Raw genomic sequence first — 17954 nt, forward strand, 5'->3', positions numbered from 1 at the left:
CGAAGGTCCCCGATGAATCGGTAGCGACGGCCTCGAGCCGTTCCCGGGCAATCCCGCGCACCGTACGATTTCCGACAGTACGAACAAGGGGATTCTTCCGATGACCGATGCGCACGACCACACGGAAAACCCGCCGGCCCGCGCGGTGGCGATACCGGTACCGCGGGTGAGTGATGTCGAACGCGATATCACCGTCCGCCGGTTACAGCTGGCCGTAGGCGACGGCCGGCTGGACTTGGCCGAGCTGGATCGGCGTCTGGTAGCGGCGTATTCGGCGGTGACGGCGGCCGAACTCACCGCCGTTACCGCCGATCTGCCGGATCCGGCCGCGGAGCCGCTCGAGCTGGTTGTCAAGAGCGGCAGCCGCAAGAAGGCCGGCGAATGGACCGTGCCGGTCGAACTGAGCGCCCGCTGCAACTCCGGCAGTATCATCTTCGATTTCACCGCGGCGTTCTGTCCCTATCCCGAGGTCACCCTGCGGGTGGATATCAAATCGGGCTCTGTGGTGCTGATCGTTCCCAACGGCTGGCAGGTCGATCTCGATCGGGTCGTGACGAACAGCGGAACCGTGGCCGACAAGGTGCTGCTGCCGCGACTGCCCGACGCGCCGCTCGTCCGGGTCGAGGGCCGGGTCGCTTCGGGCACGATCAAGGCCCGCTATCCCCGCCGCTCGTTCTGGGCCTGGCTGCTGCGCCGCCCGCGCTGATTCCACCCGATTCCGTCTCGGTTCTTGCTCGGCGCAATAGACAGAACTAAATTCTGGATATGGAGATTCGAGATCGGTTGCTGCTCGCCGCCGAGCGTCAATTCGCCGAACACGGCGCGCTGGACGCGACACTGGCACAGATCCGGGAAGCGGCGGGCGCCAGCGTCGGAGCGCTCTACCACCACTTTCCGGACAAGGCCGGTCTGTATCGGCAGGTATGGGCGAATGCCCTCGCCGACTACCAGCGGCATTTCTGGGCCGTGGTCGGTGAGAGCACCGACGCGAAAGCAGGAATCACGGGCGGGGTCACCGAGCATCTGCGGTGGGTGCACGAAAACCGTTACCGGGCAGCGGTTCTCACCGCCGTCCGGCCTCCGGGCGTGCGGGACAGCGACAGCAACCGCGAGTTCATGGGCAATATCGCCCGCTGGTGGCGAACCCATGCCCGCTACAACGCGGTCCGCGATCTCGATCTCGATCTCGTCTACGCGCTCTGGCTCGGTCCGGCACAGGAGTATTCCCGGCAGTGGCTCGCGGGAAGTATCCGACGCATCCCGCCGGTCGTCGCACCGGAGCTGGCCGATGCCGCCTGGAAGTCCCTCGGAACCGCAAACCTCGGAACGGGAAAAGGAGCCCCCGCATGACCGAAACCACCGCCCTCGATCTCGACTTCGCCAGGAGGATACTCGCGGCCCAACCGTTCGCCGCTCTCGTCGGCACCGAGATCACGGCGTTCGGTGACGGCGCCGCGACGCTGATCGTCCCGATCCGCCCGGAGCTGTCCCAGCAGTTCGGCTTCGTCCACGGCGGCGTCCTGTCCTATGTCGCCGACAACGCCCTCACCTTCGCCGCAGGCACCGTGCTCGGTGCCAATGTCCTCACCGGCGGTTTCACCATCACCTATCTGCGCCCGGCCGCGGGGCTGCGGTTACGCGCCGAGGCCTGCGTCATCGGGTCGACCGGCCGGCAGGCGGTGGTCTCCTGCGAGATCTATGCCGAGACCGATGACGCCACACCGGTACTGTGCGCGGTCGCCCAGGGAACGACCCGCAGTGTGGAGCGAGAGCTGTCCGTAAGCGGGTCCCGAACCACGGCCGCGCACGACCCGGCCCCGCGTTGACACCCCGCTCCGGCCGGTGAGAATGTGATGTCTTCGCAACATCCACTCCCAGGCCGAAGGGACCCGCGATGATCACACTCGCGTCCGGGGTGTTGATCAATTGGGAGGCGGTGACCGGCCACTCCCGGTTCTTCGTCGACCTGGTCAGTTTTCCGATCTTCAGCGCGCTGGCCGGCTGGCTCACCAACTGGACCGGTGTGCTCATGCTGTTCTGGCCGGTGGTCTTCCGCGGCGTCTATATACCCGGACTGCGCGTACTGTATCCGTACTTTCCGCGCCGCGTGCAGGTGCTGCCGACCTTCTCCGCGGACGGTAGCCGGTTCGGGTTCCAGGGCTTCATCCCGGCCCGTGCGGAGAAGATGGCCAGTATCTGCGTGGACAAGGCGTTGATGCGGATCGGCAGCCCGAGGGATTTCATCCACGAACTGGACCTCGAGGGTATCGCCGACCACGTCGCGGCACTGGCGCACAAACAGGTGCGGGCGATCGTCGACGAGGTGATGGAGCGGGAGAACCCGGATCTGTGGCGCACCCTGCCGCGGGCCATGCGGCAGGTGGTCTATCAGCGGGTCGACCGGGAGCTGCCCACCCTGTGTCGGCGGGCGTTCACCTCGCTGGGCGACAATATCGACCAGCTCATCGATATCAAGGGTTTCGTCATCGGCTACCTGCAGGAGAACCCGCATATCCTGAAGGACCTCACCACCACCATCGCGGCGCCGGAACTGAGGTTCATGGTGCGTGTCGGCCTGCTGGGCGCACCGTTCGGCCTGCTGCTCGCGCTGTACCTGCATATGCACCACGACCTGCCGGTATTCGGTCGGGTACCGGCCTGGGTGCTCGTGCTGCCGGCCTCGGCCGTTATCGGCGTGGTGGTGAACATCATCGCCATCCGGGTGGTGTTCACCCCCGGCGATCCGCAGCCGCGCTACAAGTACCTGTGGAAACAGGCGCTGCTGGCCAAACGTCAGCAGCAGGCGGCCACCGATCTGGCGCATATCCTCGCCTACCAGGTGCTGACCCTGCCGAATCTGTCCGACGAGCTGCTGAACGGGCCCAACGGCGACAAGACCCGGCTACTGCTGGAAGGGCTGATCTCCGACGAGATCCACCGGCACCTCGGCCCGACCACCTCGGTGGTCCGCGCGGCGTTCGGCCGTAGACAGTTCGACAATCTCAAGGTCGGCGCCGCGGGTGCGGCCGTCGGGTTGGCACCGAGTCTGGTGGAGGATGCGGAGTTCATCCGGGAGCAGGCCGAGCAGATCGACCGGTTCGCGGCACGCAAACTCCAGGAACTCACCCCTGGGGAGTTCATGGAGATGTTCTACGCCTCGGTGGAACAGGACGCCTGGCTGCTGTATCTGCACGGCGCGGTACTGGGTCTGATGGTCGGGGCCACCCATCTGCTGATCTTCGGCTGGTAGCCACCGGCGGATCGGGTCGCGGAACGGTCACCACTAAATACAAGCAGGCTTGCTTGTATTTTTTCTGGACCGCTGCGATGCTGAACCACGGCGCCCCGGTGAGCGCCGAGGAGGTGAGGAGCCCGATGGCCGCCCTGGAATCACTGCTGACCGATCTCGCCGCGGAAAGCGACGAATTGGAACGTCTCGTCGCGCCGCTGCCGCCCGTGGACTGGAAGAAACCCACCCCCGCCACGGGTTGGCGGATCGCCCACCAGATCGGCCATCTCACCTGGACCGACGAGGTCGCGACCCTGGCCGCGACCGATGCCCGCACCGGCGGTACGGCGTTCACCGAACTGTTGACCGGCGTGGCATCCCGGACGGACACCTTCGTCGACGAAGCGGCCGAAGCCGCAGCCGGCACTCCGGTCCCACAACTGCTCGACCGATGGCGCCGTGCACGCACCGTCCTCGCCGACGCCTTGCGCGCGGTACCCGCCGGCAGCAAAATTCCCTGGTTCGGGCCACCGATGAGCCCGACCTCCATGGCCACCGCGCGGCTCATGGAGACCTGGGCACACGGGCAGGATGTCGCCGATGCCCTCGGTGCGATTCGGATCCCGACAGACCGATTACGCTCGATCGCCCATATCGGCGTGCGAACCAGGGACTTCGCGTACACGGTCCGCGGCAAGGCGGCGCCCGTCGAGGAGTTCCGAATCGAACTCACCGCGCCCTCCGGCGCCCGCTGGACCTGGGGGCCGGCCGAGGCGGCGCAACGGGTCACCGGACCCGCGCTGGACTTCTGCCTCCTGGTCACCCAGCGCAGGCATCCGAACGATCTGGCCCTGCACGCCACCGGAACGGACGCCGCCGAGTGGCTCACCATTGCCCAGGCATTCGCCGGACCACCCGGTAACGGCCGCGCCGCGGGGCGGTTCGATCCATCCGCGTCGAAGCGGGCGAGCGCCAGACCCGGATAAGCCTGTGACGACGATCGGACGTCGTTGGCCGGTGTCTCGCGGCAGGTGGGGAACGGCGCTCGCCGGCGTCGATGGAGTACCCCACACTCGGGACCCGAAACCTGCCGAAATCCAGACCCGTTCCCCTACGCCTACACTGCCGGCATACCTGAACAGATATGCCGGCGACCCACCGTGGCCGGCCGGAGTGAACGGGCAGGATGTGTACGACTTCTGTGTGATCGGCGGCGGAATCGTCGGGGTGGCGACAGCACGGGAGATCCTGCGACGGCGACCCGGAGCCGGGCTGGTGCTGTTGGAGAAGGCCGATGCGCTGGGCACCCACCAGACCGGGCACAACAGTGGCGTCATCCATTCCGGGATCTACTACCCCCCGGACAGTCTCAAGGCCCGGCTGTGCCGACGCGGCGCGGCGGCGACGAAGGAATTCGCCGCCGCGCACGGTATTCCTTTCGAGGAATGCGGCAAGCTGCTCGTGGCCACCGACACCACCGAATACGCCCGGATGCTCGCCCTCTACGAACGGTCGGCGGCCAACGGTGTCGAGGTCGAACTGCTCGATGCCACCGAACTCGCTCGCCGGGAACCTCGGGTGCGAGGCGTCGGGGCGCTGTTCGTTCCGAATACCGGCATAGTCGACTACTCCCGGGTCACCACCGTGCTGGCCGACGAGGTACGCGCCGCGGGCGGCCGGATCGAACTCGGGGCGCAGGTCACCGCCATAGCCGAAACAGACGAGGCGGTCGCAGTTTCCGGGCCGGCAGGTTCCTGGACGGCGCGCACCCTCATCGCCTGCGCCGGACTCCAGTCCGACCGGATCGCCCGAATGGCCGGCCTGCGCATCCCGTTGCGCATCGTGCCGTTCCGCGGGGAGTACTACCAACTGCCGCATTCACGCGCCGGGCTGGTCCGCACCCTGATCTACCCCATCCCCGATCCGGAGCTGCCGTTTCTCGGCGTGCATCTGAGCCCCACCATCGACGGTGCACTGACCGTCGGGCCGAACGCGGTGCTCGGGCTGTCCCGAGAGGGGTATCACAAGGGCAGCATAGATATCCGCGATGCCCGAGAGGTGCTCGGCTATCGGGGCTTCCACAAGGTGGCGCGTGCCCACGTCCGCACCGGCGCGCGCGAATTGCGCAATTCGCTGTTCAAGCGCGGCTATCTGGCCGAATGTCGTCGCTACTGCCCGGAATTGACCCTGGCCGATCTGCGGCCGCGCCCGGCGGGTATCCGGGCTCAGGCCGTGCTGCGCGACGGGACCCTGGCACACGACTTCATCATCGAACGCACACCGCGGTCGGTGCACGTCCTCAACGCGCCCTCACCCGCCGCCACCTCGGCCCTGCCGATCGCCGAACATATCGCCGACCGGCTTTGATACCTCACCAGGGCGTCTCGGTGCCAGATCACAAGCGAACGGCACGGCCATCGATCAACCCCGCTCATCCTCCAATAAAGCGGAATTCTGTAGTATTTTGTCCACAGCCGTGGAGGGAGGTCTGTGGGTTATATCAAATACGCATGCGACGTCAGCGCTCCCGTCGATGTCGCCTTCGCCTACACGGACAACCCGCTGGCGATCCCCCACTGGATGGCCGGCGTCGTCGGCTGCAGCCTGCACGACGAGACCGCTTCCGGCCGCGGCACACTGTTCACCCTGCGCTTCCGATTCGTGTTCTGGCGGCCCACCCTCGCCTGCGAGATCGCCGAATACCGCCCCGACGTGGTGATCGGATATTCCCTCCATTTCCCACTGGATGCCCGTCTGACCTTTCGCTTCGATCCGCTGGGCCACGGTAGATCGGTCCTGACCTCCGAACTGAACTATGCTCGACCGGGCGGAATCATCGGACGTCTCGGTGCCCGAGGAGTCGACGCGGCACTACGCGCGGCCCTGCGCCGCAGCGAATCGCATTTGCGAAGGGAGATAGAGGAATTCCACGGAACCGATCTTGTCGGCCGAATACCATAGGGTGCCTGTCATGATCATCGTGAGTACCGACGGGTCCTGCCTGCGCAACCCCGGTGGCGCCATCGGCTGGGCATGGGTCGACCACGCGGGCGGCGCCGACAGCGGTGGCGCGGCGTCGGGTACCAATCAGATCGCCGAACTGCGCGCACTCCTCGAAGCCATTCGAGCCCATCCCGGCTCCGAACCGCTACTGATCGAAAGCGATTCGCTGTATGCCATCAAGTGCGCCTCGGAATGGATCACCGGCTGGCGCCACAACGGTTGGCGCACCTCGACCGGCTCCCCGGTGAAGAACGCCGAACTCATCCAACAGATCGATCGGGCCATAGCGGGCCGCCCCGGTCCGGTCCGGTTCCGTTGGGTCCGTGGACATGTCGGCAACTACTACAACGAACAGGCCGATGCGCTCGCCGGCGCCGCCGCCCGCCGAGCAGCCGCGACCAGCAGCGGAGGCACCACGAAAACCGCTACGGCAAAATCGGTCACGCCAGGAGACGAAACCGCTCGGACACCACGTCTCGCCGAGAAACATCCGGTGATCATCGATACCGCGGTCACCCCCAGAGACCCCGCAGCATCAGGGAAGGCTGCGGAGAAGGCGGCCGTCCGGGCCGCGACACCCGCGACGACGGAGCAAGCGCTGACGTTGTTCTGAACAACATCGGCCCACTGCTCCCTCGTCGCGGGACACCCGGATAACGAACCGCCTGAATAGGCCTCCGGTGGTGGTGGCTCGACCCACCGCCGGAGGCGCCAGGGCCTCAAATATTCCGCTTTACCTGCTGGTATAGCACAATTGACACCACGCTGGATCAGCCTGAATCTCGCCTGATCATGTCCAAAGTGCGCCCACGGCAGGCAACCGCTTAAGCGCCGTCGACCTCGGCGGGTAGCTGTCCGGTCGACCATCGAGCGTAGGCGCGCCGCGGTGACACGGTGATGACATCGGCGATCGATACCAGGGTCCGGGGCACGATGCCGTCGAAGTGTTCGAGGCCGGGGACGAACAATGCCTCGGCCTCGACACGCTCGACCGCGTGCACCAGCTCGCCTATCGGATCCTCGGTGTACGGGTTGAAGACGATCGTCTTGCACAAGGTGTACCTGTACCGGTGGGCCAGGCTGCGGATCTGCGCCTCGTCCCACTGCTGATGAACCCCGGACTTATCGCGGCGCAGGTATCCGAGCGCCTTCGGTTTCGTCACGTTACTTCCCCTGTCGTAATCCCCTGCAATTGATCGGAGCTCTACGCCGCGATCACACGTCTGTGAGCTGCGTCAGATATGCGGTCGCGGGCCACGTTCGGTCACGTGCTTGCCTTCAAGCGCTCGGCGATGCGTTTCAAGAGCTCTGCGTCACCGCATGCATCGGCATCTACACGGACTCCGATGAGTTCCCATATGCCCAGCGCGGTCACGACTGCGCGAGAGCGCATCAACGCTCGGACAGGCAGCGGTGGCTGCTCGGTATAGCTCATGTTGTGTCCCCTGTCGGTTGTCTGGAGTAGCACCCGGCGCCGGGGCCGAGAGAAGAGTCCGCTCTGGGCGGTCGGTGCACTGGTGGAGCTGTCCCACCGTCACGAGTGGGGAGAATCTCCCCACCTGCACGGATGGCATAACTTCCCCGCTCCCGCACAAGGCGAGAGTTATTCTGAGAGTGACCTCTTCGCGGGAGGTACTACCCCCGGTCGACGGGCCGGGGGTATCGCGAAGGGGCAGAATCCGCGAAGAAGGTGACAGGCATATGCCCTATCCCGACGACCTCGCCGGCAAGTCCATCGGCGAGCGCATCCAGACCATTCGCACGCGCACAGGCAAATCGCGTGCTGTCGTCGCCGGCCTCGTCGGCCGCTCCGAGGAATGGCTACGCGATGTCGAGCGCGGACGCCAGGGTGCGCCCGACCTCGAGATGCTGCTGAAGCTCGGCCAGGCGCTCGGGGTGCGAAACCTCACCGAGCTGACCGGAGAACATGAGTTGCTGGTCGGATTGTCCCGGCGCGCGGGTCATCCCGTCGTGCCCGCGATCCGCGAGGCGATCGAATCCGTCGACCTCACCCCGGCCGCATCCGCCGTCGACCCGGCCGAGCTGCGGGCCCGTGTCGAACGGGCATGGCGACTGTGGCATACGAGCATGACGCCGCGGACGGACGCCGGCGCGATGCTGCCGGAGTTGATCCGCGACGGCCGCCGTGCGCTGCGCACCCTGGACGGCCAAGAACGCCGGAAAGCTGCCGCGGCACTGTCGGGCGCCTACGCCCTGTCCGAGCAAGTTCTTGCCTGGGTCGCTGACTCTCCGCTGCTGTGGTTGGCGGCCGATCGGTGCATGGCGGCGGCCGAGATTGCCGACAACCCGATAACACTCGCCTCGGCGAGCTGGGTACTCGGCAACGTCTGGCGCTCCACCGGCCGCGAGGAGGATGCATACTGCCTGGCGCAAGATGCCGTAGCTCTGCTCGAACCGCGGCTCGACGGGCACCGGGAGGCGCAAGCTCTCTGGGGCAGTTGCCATCTGCACAGCGCGGTCACAGCGGCACGGCTGGGCCGTGAGGGTGATGCACTGCGGTCGGTGGACTCGGCTATGGAGATGGCCCGCGCACTGCCGGCAGGATCGGCGCACCCGTGGACATTGTTCGGCATCGCCAATGCCGAAGTAACCGCAGTGTCAGTGATGGTGGACATGCGCAAATCGGGCGGCGCGCTCGAGGCCGCGTCGGTCGTCGACCCCGACGCCGTGCCGAGTATCGACCGGCGGGCACGGCTGTGGCTGGAACTGGCCCGCGCCTACGGGTTGCAAAAGGACTGGCTCGGCACACTCGGCGCACTGCGCACCGCGGCGTCCGTGTCGGAAGAGTCGATGCGCTGCCATCCGCTCTCGCGCAATCTCGCGGCCGAGCTGGTGACGCACGGTAACAAGATCGTCGAACGCGAAGCGCGTGCACTCGCGGGACGCCTCGGCGTCACGGCCTGACTCGGAACGCCATCCGGGCAACGGTGGAAGCAAGCCGGGGGGCATGGAGTCGATCAGCACACTGATCTGGCCGTTCAGTTGCCCGGTGCGGGGGCCGGCTGCTCGGCCGGAGCCTGACCGGGCGCGGGCCGTCCGGCTTCGTTGCCGATACCGGCCAGCATCGCCAGATCCCATCTGTCGACGATCCACCGGTCGCCGGACTTCTCCAGCCCCGCGATCACCGCGATATCCTGCTGCTTGGGCTCGGGGGTGACCGCATTGGTCTTCATCAGGCTGATATTGACCAGCACCTTCGCGCTCTCGGCATCCCCGGACTGGAAACCACAGGTCACCTCGTCCACCCAGGATTTGACCTTGGACTCGGTCAACAACTGGCGCAGGACATCCCAGTTCTGTTCCAGTGACGAAACGACGGTACCGGTGGCGCTGTCCTTCATGGTCTGCATGAACCCGTCCAGATTGCCGGCGTAGTCGTAGGTGTTGGTGGCCTTGGCGAAATCGCAGGCCGCGCGGGTGGCCTCATCCTGCGTGGCGAGTTCACCACCGCTTCGGTGCGCCGACCTGAAGAACACCGCACCGGCGACGACCAGCGCGACCAGTACCACCCCGGCCACGAAGGCGGCGATCACCGGCAGCATCCCGCGCCCACCGGCGGCGCCCGCGGTTTTCACCTCGTCGGCCTCGATCGTCTCGGCGGTATCGGGCTCGACGGCGTCGTCTTCGGCCATATCAGCGGTCCCACTCTCTTTCTTCACGACGGAAGCCGGCTACTGCCGCACCATCGGCGTATCGAAGTTGGCGACCATCCACCTGTCGCCCACCTTCTCCATATCGACGTTCGCCGCGACTTTCACCTCGCCGGGCGTGGCCGACTCTGCCGTGGTGAAGCTCTGGTCGATGATCAGCACCACCCGCGCCTTGTTGTCGGAACCGGATTCATACCCGCACTGCACATCACCGGCGGAGGAACTGACCTGCCGCTCCGCGAACCGCGCCTTCAGGTCCGGGCCGATCTCCGCGACCAGTTTCTTCCACTCACCGGTCGCGGACTGATCCAGTCGGGTCAGGTAGTCGTCGACCTGGTCGCCAGTGTAGGTGGCGAAGTTGTGGCCGAAGTCGCAGGCCGCCTTGGTCGCGGCGGCGCGTCGGTTCAGTTCCTGCCGGCGATCTGTCGCCTGGAAGGCGAGGACACCGACCGCGACCATGGCCGCGATCAGCAGTACGGCCGCCACGACGGTGAGGACACGGCCGCGTGTCAGGGGTGAACGTTTTTCCGCCGCGGCCTTCGCCTGCCCGTCGGACTTACCGGCCGTATCGGCGTCGGTGGCCTTGTCCGCAGCAGCCTTGTCCAGGTCAACCGACTTGCCTACGCCGGCCGCCTTGTCGGCCTCGGGGGACTCGTTCGTCGGAGACCTGTCGAGCCCGGCCTTTTCATCCGAATCGCCGGCCTCGACGGTTTCATCCGTCTTCGCAGGGTCGTCGGTCTCGGCGGCGCCGCTCGCATCGGACGCCGCGCCGGCGGCCGGGCTTTCCGACCTCGTGGCGTCACCCGCCTTCTCGGCCGCCCCGGCCGGGGGCTTTTCCACATCGACTTTCGGCGAGCCCTCGGCCGGTACGGCGGCGGCCTCGGCCTCATCGGCGGTCTCGACGGCCTTCGCGCCGGCCGAAGTGCCGGCATCCGCCGATTCGGCCGCACCGCTGCCGACGGTATCGCTCTCGCTTTCGGTGGTTTCCGTGGACACTTCCGTGCCCTCTGGCTCCTTCGGATCGGAGACGGCGTCTTCAGTGGACATCGGTACCGTTCACACCTTCCCGGTACACCGTTGCCGATGCACCGTATTGTCCGGTCATAACGCTCGCCGGGTGAGCGCGGCATCACATCAGTGCGTGAGTATGCCTCGCCATACCCGGCGGTCCACAACCGGTACCCGACTTACCGCACCGGCGGCAGGGTCCGTTCGTTCGGATCCACCCCGGGGGGCATGTTCGCACCGTTGTTCGGCACATCGGGTCGTGGCGCGTTGGCCGCACCGCGGATCTGTTGACCCGGGGCCGGGTTATCGCAGTAGTTCCACTTCGGCAGTGTGCCGTCCTGGACGACTTGGGTTTTCATCGGGGTCGACCGGTACTGGCAGTACGGCCGGAACCAGATATCGAGCACCGTGTGGAACTCGTTGTCGTGGGCGGGAACCCCGAGCGCCGAACCACCGACCTCCAGGGCGGGGAACAGCGCTCGCAGCGCCGGGGTGCGCAGCTGCGCGGCACGGGTGACCGCCACGAAGTTCTGCGCGATGGCGGTGATCGGGTCGATATTGGTATCGAGCACCGCGCCCAGCCGGGTGAACTGGCCGGGCGACTCCGCCAGCACGCTCTGCAGCTCCGCGTTCGCCTTGTTGAACTGTTCGAACAACACCCCGGAGTTGTGGGTCAGGGTGCCCAGGTCCGGCTGCGCCAGCGAGGTCGTCGCCGCGATCGTGCGCAGATTCGTGATCAGGTTGGTGGTCTGCGGCAGCAGCGAGTCCAGGCCCGCCACGGCCAGGCTGACCCCTTCGATGAGCGAACGCAACTGGTCGGGGCCGCCGCTGAGCGCGATATCCAGTTCGTTGAGGATCACCGAGAACTTCTTCGGGTCGATCTGCGTGATCAGCTCACTGGAATCCTCGAGCACCTCGGTGATCGGCACGGGAGTGTGCACCCGCTCCGGATCGAAGTCGATCGCCGAGCCGTCGGTGAGGAACGGACCCTCCTCGCCCGCCGGCCGGAAGTCGATGTACTGCTCACCGGCCCCGGACAGCGCCTGCACGGCGACCTGGGTGTCCACCGGAATTCGGTACCGCGAGTCGACCGTGGCCTTGGCCTCGATACCGGCGCCACCGTTGGTGAGCTCGATCGAATCGACCTCGCCCACCCGGTATCCGCGCAACGTCACATCGTTGCCGGGTTGCAGACCGCCCGAGCGGTCCAGGTTCACGGTGACCGTATAGGTGCTGCGCAGCGGGTTGAACCGCATGACATCCACCGCGAGGTAGGTCGCGCCGATCACCAGTGCCAGCACCAGGCCGACATTGGAGAACAGGACCTTGTGCCGTTTGATCACCGCTGACCTCCCGTCACTCGACCGTAGACGGCCTGGAGCACCTGGATGAGGCTGCCCGCGAAGTCCTGTAGGTCTCGCACATCGAAGAACTTGCTGGTGCCCGGCGCGGTGAGCAGAGCGACGTCGAGGGTGGTGACAGTGACCTGCGCCGCGAGCGAGGAACCGCGGAAGGTCGCGCCCACCGGATCCCTGACCTCACGCAGGGCGTCGAGCAGGGCACCGAAGCTGTCGCCGGTGGCCGCGAGGGCGGACATGAGCTTGTCGGTGCTGTCCAGCAGGTTGGCCAGCTCACCGCCGGTGGTATTGGAGTAGTCGCCGAGCGCGGCGCTCATGGTGGCGACCTCGCTCAACAGATCACCGAGGGCCCGGTTGTTCTCGGCCACCGCACCGATCATCTCCGGCAGCGTATCGGCCACCTGGCCCAGACTGTCGCGGCGCGCCTGGATGGTGTCGGCCAGAACGGAGAACTCGCCGAGCACGCTGTCGATACGGGCGGAGTTGGCATTCATACTGCCGACCACTCCGGTGAGCTCGTTGACCAGATGCACCAGCTGATCGCTGCGCCCGCCGACGATCGAATCCAGTTCCGAGCCGAGCCGGGACAGATGGGCGATACCACCGCCGTTGAACAGCAGCGACACCGAGAGCAGCAGTTCCTCCACGGTCGCGCCCGCCGAGGTCTGCTCGATGGGCAGCGTATCGCCGTCGGCCAGCAGTTCCGCGCCGGGTTGGGTGGGCGGCTTGGACACCGCCACGAAGACATCGCCCAGCGGGGTGGCCTGGCGCAGTTCGGCGGTGGTGCCTACCGGAAGCTCGATGTCCTTGCGGATACTCAGATCGACGATCGCCTGGAAGTTCTTGGTCTCGATATGGGTGACGACACCGACATCGGAACCGCCGATCTTGACCTTCGCCTGGTCCGGCAGATTCAACGCGTTCTCGAATACCGCCTTCACGGTGAAGGTTTCACCGTGAAGTCCGGGTTTCGGCAGCGGCACGTCTTCCACGGTGAGGCCGCAGCCGGAGGCCAGCGACACCGCGCCCACCGCCGCGAGCGCAACGGCGGTGCGGCGGGCTCGTCCGATCGTTCGGTGCATCATTTCGTCAGTCCCAGGAGTGCGGCGGTAAGTCCGAAATCGGGCCCGAAGTCCTCCATCCGGCCGGTGCGGCAGCCATCGGCCCGCATCTGGATGCGTTCACAGAACAGGCTGACCAACTCACCGTTGAGGTTGGTGCCGATGAGCCCGTGCAGTCGGATATAGCCGAGCTCCCGGTTCATCGACCGGTCGATGTTCTGCAGCAACAGCGGGGCGACATCGACCACCTCGGTGATCCCGTGGGCGTTCGTCCGCAACTGTTCGATGACCGTGTTCATCCGGGTGAGCGTGTCGGCCAGCTGATCCTGGTGCTGGGTGAGGGTCGTGCTGGTGTTGTCCAAGAAATCCTTCAGCTGGGCCAGGGTGGCCTGCAGGCCCGGCGCCTGCTGGGCGAGCAGCGTCGTCATCTGGGTGACCTGGTTGCTGAAGTCGCGCACCGATTGGTCGTTCTCGGCGAGCATGGTGGTGAGCTCGTTGAGCTTGATGATGATGTTCGAAAGCGCGTCCTTGTTGTCGACGCCGACCTTGACGGCGCTCGACAGCGCGTTGAGGGTGTCACGGATACGCGCCCCCTGGCCGTCGAGCATCGGGTACAGCACCCGGCCGGACAGCGGGCCGACCCCCTCCTGACCGGGTCTGGGTTTGAGCGCCTCGGAGAACTTGTCGATCGTCTCGAGCAGGGTGTCCAGCTCGACCGGGGTGTCGGTGCGTTCCAACGGCAGATGGTCGCCGTCGGAGAGGGTCCCGCCCTCGGTGTAGACGGGAGTCATCTCGATATGCCGGTCGGTGACGATCGACGGCGAGATGAGCACGGCCATCGCGTCCTTGGGGATCTGCACATCACCGTCCAGCGACATGTGCACCTCGACCAGGTCACCGCGCGGCACGATCTTGTCGACCTTGCCGACCTCGAGCCCGAGGACGGTGATCGGGTTGCCCTCGAACATACCCGCGATGTTCTCGAAGTCGGCGGTCACCCGAATGGTGTTGCCGACCGCGTCGTTCACCAGCGAGCAACTGCCGAGCGCAAGCGCGGTCGCCCCGATGAGCAGGGATTTGGCGGCGTTTTTCAGATTCATCCCTCGCACCCTTCGGCAACCTGGGCGAAGCACAGCCAGTTGTCGGGGAACAGCCACGGGATACCGACCTCGGCGTAGTTGCCGTTACCCCAGGCATTGGTCAGGTAACGCACCGAGGGCGGCATGATCGACAGCAGTCGGTCCAGGTTGTCCTTGTTCTTCTGCAGACCGGTGGCCATCGTGTTCAGCTGGTCCAGCGTGCCGGAGAACTGCTCGTTGTTCTGGATACCGATCTCCTGCAGCTGGCGGGTCAGCGTGGCCACATTGTCCAGCAGCTGACGCAGCAGGTCCTGGCGTTCCATCACCCGGGCAGCGATCGCCTCGCCCTGGGTGATGACCAGCAGCACGCTGTTGCGGTTGTCGGCGAGCAGGGCGGTGACCCGGTTGAGGTCCTTGAACAGGGTGTCGACATCGGCCTTGCGCTGATCGATCACCTTGGCCAGCGCGCCGACGCTGTCGAGCGACCGGGCCACCAGCTGCGGCGAACCCTGCAGCTGCTCGTTGAACAGGTTCAGCGACTGGGCCAGTTTGTCGGCGTCGAGTTCCTCGAACTTCGGGGTGCCCTTCTGGATCACATCGGCGAGGTCGTAGGGAACCGCCGTATTGGACTTGTGGATCCGGTGGTCCGGCAGGCCGGAACCGTCGCCCGGCTCCAGATCCACATAGCGGGCACCGAGCAGGGTGGCCATCTTGATGGCCGCCCGGGCATCCGGTCCGAGCTTCACGTCATTGCCGACCTGCAGGGTGAGCAGGACGTGGTCGCCCTCCAACTCGGCGCCGGCGACCCGGCCGACCGGCACACCCGCGACACTCACCCTGTCCCCCACGGAGATGCCCGCGGCCTGCACGAATTCCGCCTTGACCGTCTGTTCGCCGATGCCGAGGTTGCGGAATGTACTCGACCCCACGAGCAGCACACCGACCACGATCACGCCGATGACGCCGAGTGAGAGATAGCGGTTGCGATTGAACAGTTCCTTGAATTTGGTCATCATGGCCGGCACACCGCCGAGTGAGAGTTACCGCCGATCTGTGAGAAGAGTCCACGCGGGAAGAGCACCCCGTAGAGCGAGACGTCCAGGCTGCAGATGTAGGCGTTGGCGTAGGCGCCTTCGGAGGTGAACCGGCCCGCGTCGGCCAGCACGGTCGGGAGGTCGATCGCGGCCTGGTCCAGTTTGGCGCCATTGGCGAGCAACAGCGTCAGTGCGTCCCGGGTGGAGTTCTGCACCTGCTGCAGTTTCGGTTGGATATTGCCGAACATGGTCACCAGCCCCGTCGACGCGTCGGCGATCTGGACGGTCGACTGGAGCAGCGACCGGCCCTGTTCGTACAGACCGCCGATCAGCGCTCTGGTCTGGGTTATCAGCGTCTCCAATTCATCCCCTCGTTCGGCCAAACCCTGCATAACGCCGCTGAGGTTGGTGATGACGTCGCTGAGGATGGCGTCCCGGCGCTGGAAGTCGGTGGCCAACGTCGCGGCCTGGGTGATGAACGAGCTCAGCGAGACCCGGTCACCCTGCAGCGCCAGGATGAAGGTCTCCGAGAGCTGGTTCACCTGGGCCGGCTCGAGCACCTGGAACAACGGCTGGAAACCGTTGAGCAGCGCCGAGATATCGAAGGACGGCTCGGTGCGGTCCACCGGGATCCGGCCGTGCTCCGGCAGTTCGGAGGCATCCCCGCCGGTCCCCGGTGCCAGCGCCACATAGCGCTGACCGATGAGGTTCTGGTACCGCACCAAAGCCTTGGTGTTGCCGTACAGCGTCTGCTCGTTCTGGACGATAAAGGTGACCTCGGCGTTGTGGTCGTCGGTCACCTCGATCCCGGTGACCTTGCCGACCCGCACACCCGCCATCCGGACGTCGTCGCCCTTGCGTAGGCCCAGCACATCGGTGAAGACGGCCGAATAGGTCTTCGTACCGCCTTCGACCGTCCGTGCCAGCGTATTCCAGACCAGCACGGTCACCAGCAGCGAAACAATGGCGAACAGGCCGAAACCGATCAGCGGTTTGCGAATGCTCATGCTGTTCCACCCTCGTCGGTCACCCGCAAGGTCCCGCCTTCCAGAATCGAACTCAACAACAGGTACTCCACCGAGGAAGGCTTCCGACCCATAAGGGCGGTCAGTGCCTCATCGCCCTCGTAGGTGATCGGTTTGGCCGCGGGGGCGGCAGCGCCCGGCTGTTGGTCGCCCGCCGGAGCAACCGGTGCCGGAGCGGCGGGAGCCGGTGCGGGAGCGGGCGGCAGGAACGGCGGGAACAGTCCCTCCAGCGGGGTACCCGCGAACGGGTTCGTCGACAGGCCGGGAATCACCGACGGTACCGGGGCGGGAGCCTCCGCCTCGGTGGTAACCCCCGGGATCGGCGGCAGACCCGGAAGCGGCGGCACCACAGGCAGCCCCTCGGCCGAGGCCAGCCGACGCGGCTTCATCGCCTCGGGCAGGTAACCGGGATCCGCGACCGCGGGCGCGGTGAAACAGCTCGGTCCGGCCAGCTCGCCGTAGCGCGGACAGTCGGCCACGGTATTGGGCTGCCAGGGTGTGAAGGTCACCCCGGCGTTCCATACCATCTGCCGCTGCGGACCCCAATGGAAGGTCGTCGACAGTCGACGTACCGAATCGTTGAGGTTGACGATCGCATTGGTGATCGCCTGCGGGTCGGCGGCCAGCGACCCGAAGGTCGCCTGCGTGCCCACGGTGATCTCCTTGCCGATATCCGGGTTGCGCGCGAACAGGTCGTTCACCCGGTCCACCATGCCGGAGGCGCCGCTGATCAGGTTGACCAGCTCCTCACGGCGGTCCGCGATGGTTTTCGCGGTCTCCACGGAAGTGGCCAGCACATCCATCAGCTCCGGCGCCGATTCGTTGAGCGCATGCGCGGAGTTGGAGAAATCGCCCAACAGCACCCCGAGGTCCGGGATCGACTCGTCCACCGCGGTCAGCCAGCGGTCGAGCCGCTCGATGGTCGAACCGGGCACGCGGCCGCTGCCGTCCAGGGCGTAGGACAGGGTGCCCAGCACCCGACCGAACTGCATCGGGTCGATTTCGTCGAGGATGTTCTGGACGGTGGTGAGGGTGTCCTGCAGCGCGATAGTGCCCAGGCTGTGGTCCTCCGCGATCACCGAGCCCTCTTCCAGATGGCCCTCGGCCGGCCCGTTGTAGACCAGTTCCACCGAGGTGACCGCGAACAGATTGCTCGGCACCACCCGTGCGGTGACATTGTTCGGAATACCGTCGGCGAACTCCGGCTTCAGCTCGATGTTCACCTTCTGGAGCTCGCCCTTGGCGGCGACCGAGACATCCTTCACCGCGCCGACCAGCACACCGCGGAACTTGACGTCGGCTTGCTGCGGCAGACCGTCACCGGTGGTGGTCAGGTCGGCAGTGACCCGCACCTTCTCGACGAAATAACCCTGGTACCTGGCCATGAGGAACCCGAGCACCACGACGAAGACCAGCAGACCACAGACGCCCGCGATAAGCAGTTGACGCATGGTGGGCCCACGCCCACTTGGATCGATGATCATTA

18 protein-coding genes are annotated in these 17954 nt (G+C 66.1%); 9 read left to right on the top strand and 9 right to left on the bottom strand.

The genetic code is table 11. From position 1 onward, the window contains the following. Positions 1 to 100: 100 nt before the first annotated feature. The 8 genes from ON20_RS25235 to ON20_RS25270 all read left to right on the top strand — a co-directional run bounded on the left by ON20_RS25235 (position 101) and on the right by ON20_RS25270 (position 6845). Complete coding sequence (locus ON20_RS25235; protein WP_051163278.1) at positions 101 to 706, top strand: DUF1707 SHOCT-like domain-containing protein; 606 nt, start codon at positions 101 to 103, stop codon at positions 704 to 706. 59 nt (positions 707 to 765) lie between these two features. Next, on the top strand, positions 766 to 1350 hold the full coding sequence (locus ON20_RS25240; protein WP_040839254.1) for a TetR/AcrR family transcriptional regulator: 585 nt from the start codon (positions 766 to 768) through the stop codon (positions 1348 to 1350). Then, the gene (locus ON20_RS25245; RefSeq protein ID WP_051163280.1) at positions 1347 to 1826 is read left to right on the top strand and encodes a PaaI family thioesterase; all 480 of its coding nucleotides are present in this window, start codon (positions 1347 to 1349) and stop codon (positions 1824 to 1826) included. The genes ON20_RS25240 and ON20_RS25245 overlap by 4 nt, the downstream gene beginning before the upstream one ends. Positions 1827 to 1894: 68 nt before the next feature. After that, positions 1895 to 3250: a DUF445 domain-containing protein gene (locus ON20_RS25250; RefSeq protein ID WP_040839256.1), complete on the top strand. Its 1356-nt coding sequence runs from the start codon at positions 1895 to 1897 to the stop codon at positions 3248 to 3250. Between the two features lie 125 nt (positions 3251 to 3375). Further along, entirely contained in the window at positions 3376 to 4215 is an 840-nt protein-coding gene (locus tag ON20_RS25255; protein ID WP_051163303.1) for a TIGR03084 family metal-binding protein, read from the top strand. 187 nt (positions 4216 to 4402) lie between these two features. Further along, complete coding sequence (gene lhgD / locus ON20_RS25260; protein WP_245547475.1) at positions 4403 to 5596, top strand: L-2-hydroxyglutarate dehydrogenase; 1194 nt, start codon at positions 4403 to 4405, stop codon at positions 5594 to 5596. 123 nt (positions 5597 to 5719) lie between these two features. Continuing rightward, a complete protein-coding gene (locus ON20_RS25265; RefSeq protein WP_040839257.1) occupies positions 5720 to 6190 on the top strand; it encodes an SRPBCC family protein in 471 nt (156 codons plus the stop codon). A 10-nt stretch (positions 6191 to 6200) separates the two neighbouring features. Further along, complete coding sequence (locus ON20_RS25270) at positions 6201 to 6845, top strand: ribonuclease H family protein (RefSeq protein ID WP_040839259.1); 645 nt, start codon at positions 6201 to 6203, stop codon at positions 6843 to 6845. 211 nt (positions 6846 to 7056) lie between these two features. Here ON20_RS25270 and ON20_RS25275 read toward each other — a convergent pair whose 3' ends face one another. Next, entirely contained in the window at positions 7057 to 7395 is a 339-nt protein-coding gene (locus ON20_RS25275; protein ID WP_040839260.1) for a S1 domain-containing protein, read from the bottom strand. A 538-nt stretch (positions 7396 to 7933) separates the two neighbouring features. On the opposite strand from ON20_RS25275, the gene ON20_RS25280 reads away from it, so the two are divergent. Beyond that, on the top strand, positions 7934 to 9157 hold the full coding sequence (locus ON20_RS25280) for a helix-turn-helix domain-containing protein (protein ID WP_040839263.1): 1224 nt from the start codon (positions 7934 to 7936) through the stop codon (positions 9155 to 9157). 74 nt (positions 9158 to 9231) lie between these two features. Here ON20_RS25280 and ON20_RS25285 read toward each other — a convergent pair whose 3' ends face one another. From ON20_RS25285 to ON20_RS25320, 8 genes are all read right to left on the bottom strand, one after another. Beyond that, positions 9232 to 9885 carry a hypothetical protein gene (locus ON20_RS25285; RefSeq protein WP_245547476.1) on the bottom strand — a complete coding sequence of 218 codons (654 nt, stop codon included), beginning with the start codon at positions 9883 to 9885 and terminating at the stop codon, positions 9232 to 9234. 39 nt (positions 9886 to 9924) lie between these two features. Further along, positions 9925 to 10950: a prolipoprotein diacylglyceryl transferase gene (locus ON20_RS25290; RefSeq protein ID WP_040839265.1), complete on the bottom strand. Its 1026-nt coding sequence runs from the start codon at positions 10948 to 10950 to the stop codon at positions 9925 to 9927. Positions 10951 to 11090: 140 nt separating this feature from the next. Further along, positions 11091 to 12251, bottom strand: coding sequence for an MlaD family protein (locus tag ON20_RS25295; protein WP_040839375.1), 1161 nt, complete (start codon positions 12249 to 12251; stop codon positions 11091 to 11093). Continuing rightward, positions 12251 to 13354: an MCE family protein gene (locus ON20_RS25300; RefSeq protein ID WP_040839266.1), complete on the bottom strand. Its 1104-nt coding sequence runs from the start codon at positions 13352 to 13354 to the stop codon at positions 12251 to 12253. The genes ON20_RS25295 and ON20_RS25300 overlap by 1 nt, the downstream gene beginning before the upstream one ends. After that, positions 13351 to 14430 carry an MCE family protein gene (locus ON20_RS25305; protein ID WP_040839269.1) on the bottom strand — a complete coding sequence of 360 codons (1080 nt, stop codon included), beginning with the start codon at positions 14428 to 14430 and terminating at the stop codon, positions 13351 to 13353. The genes ON20_RS25300 and ON20_RS25305 overlap by 4 nt, the downstream gene beginning before the upstream one ends. Further along, positions 14427 to 15422 carry an MCE family protein gene (locus tag ON20_RS25310; RefSeq protein WP_040839377.1) on the bottom strand — a complete coding sequence of 332 codons (996 nt, stop codon included), beginning with the start codon at positions 15420 to 15422 and terminating at the stop codon, positions 14427 to 14429. Before ON20_RS25310 ends, ON20_RS25305 begins: the two co-directional genes overlap by 4 nt. After that, positions 15422 to 16450: an MCE family protein gene (locus tag ON20_RS25315; protein ID WP_040839271.1), complete on the bottom strand. Its 1029-nt coding sequence runs from the start codon at positions 16448 to 16450 to the stop codon at positions 15422 to 15424. Before ON20_RS25315 ends, ON20_RS25310 begins: the two co-directional genes overlap by 1 nt. Continuing rightward, positions 16447 to 17952, bottom strand: coding sequence for an MlaD family protein (locus ON20_RS25320; RefSeq protein ID WP_040839273.1), 1506 nt, complete (start codon positions 17950 to 17952; stop codon positions 16447 to 16449). The genes ON20_RS25315 and ON20_RS25320 overlap by 4 nt, the downstream gene beginning before the upstream one ends. Positions 17953 to 17954 lie beyond the last annotated feature (2 nt).

This window comes from Nocardia brevicatena NBRC 12119 (assembly GCF_000308495.1).
Lineage (GTDB): Bacteria > Actinomycetota > Actinomycetes > Mycobacteriales > Mycobacteriaceae > Nocardia > Nocardia brevicatena.

What these genes read in the sequence shown, in the direction of transcription:
- ON20_RS25235 (WP_051163278.1), top strand. Translation starts at nt 101, where the DNA reads ATGACCGATGCGCACGACCACACGGAAAACCCGCCGGCCCGCGCGGTG.
- ON20_RS25240 (WP_040839254.1), top strand. Translation starts at nt 766, where the DNA reads ATGGAGATTCGAGATCGGTTGCTGCTCGCCGCCGAGCGTCAATTCGCC.
- ON20_RS25245 (WP_051163280.1), top strand. Translation starts at nt 1,347, where the DNA reads ATGACCGAAACCACCGCCCTCGATCTCGACTTCGCCAGGAGGATACTC.
- ON20_RS25250 (WP_040839256.1), top strand. Translation starts at nt 1,895, where the DNA reads ATGATCACACTCGCGTCCGGGGTGTTGATCAATTGGGAGGCGGTGACC.
- ON20_RS25255 (WP_051163303.1), top strand. Translation starts at nt 3,376, where the DNA reads ATGGCCGCCCTGGAATCACTGCTGACCGATCTCGCCGCGGAAAGCGAC.
- ON20_RS25270 (WP_040839259.1), top strand. Translation starts at nt 6,201, where the DNA reads ATGATCATCGTGAGTACCGACGGGTCCTGCCTGCGCAACCCCGGTGGC.
- ON20_RS25280 (WP_040839263.1), top strand. Translation starts at nt 7,934, where the DNA reads ATGCCCTATCCCGACGACCTCGCCGGCAAGTCCATCGGCGAGCGCATC.
- ON20_RS25285 (WP_245547476.1), bottom strand. Translation starts at nt 9,885, where the DNA reads ATGGCCGAAGACGACGCCGTCGAGCCCGATACCGCCGAGACGATCGAG.
- ON20_RS25290 (WP_040839265.1), bottom strand. Translation starts at nt 10,950, where the DNA reads ATGTCCACTGAAGACGCCGTCTCCGATCCGAAGGAGCCAGAGGGCACG.
- ON20_RS25300 (WP_040839266.1), bottom strand. Translation starts at nt 13,354, where the DNA reads ATGATGCACCGAACGATCGGACGAGCCCGCCGCACCGCCGTTGCGCTC.
- ON20_RS25305 (WP_040839269.1), bottom strand. Translation starts at nt 14,430, where the DNA reads ATGAATCTGAAAAACGCCGCCAAATCCCTGCTCATCGGGGCGACCGCG.
- ON20_RS25310 (WP_040839377.1), bottom strand. Translation starts at nt 15,422, where the DNA reads ATGACCAAATTCAAGGAACTGTTCAATCGCAACCGCTATCTCTCACTC.
- ON20_RS25315 (WP_040839271.1), bottom strand. Translation starts at nt 16,450, where the DNA reads ATGAGCATTCGCAAACCGCTGATCGGTTTCGGCCTGTTCGCCATTGTT.
- ON20_RS25320 (WP_040839273.1), bottom strand. Translation starts at nt 17,952, where the DNA reads ATGATCATCGATCCAAGTGGGCGTGGGCCCACCATGCGTCAACTGCTT.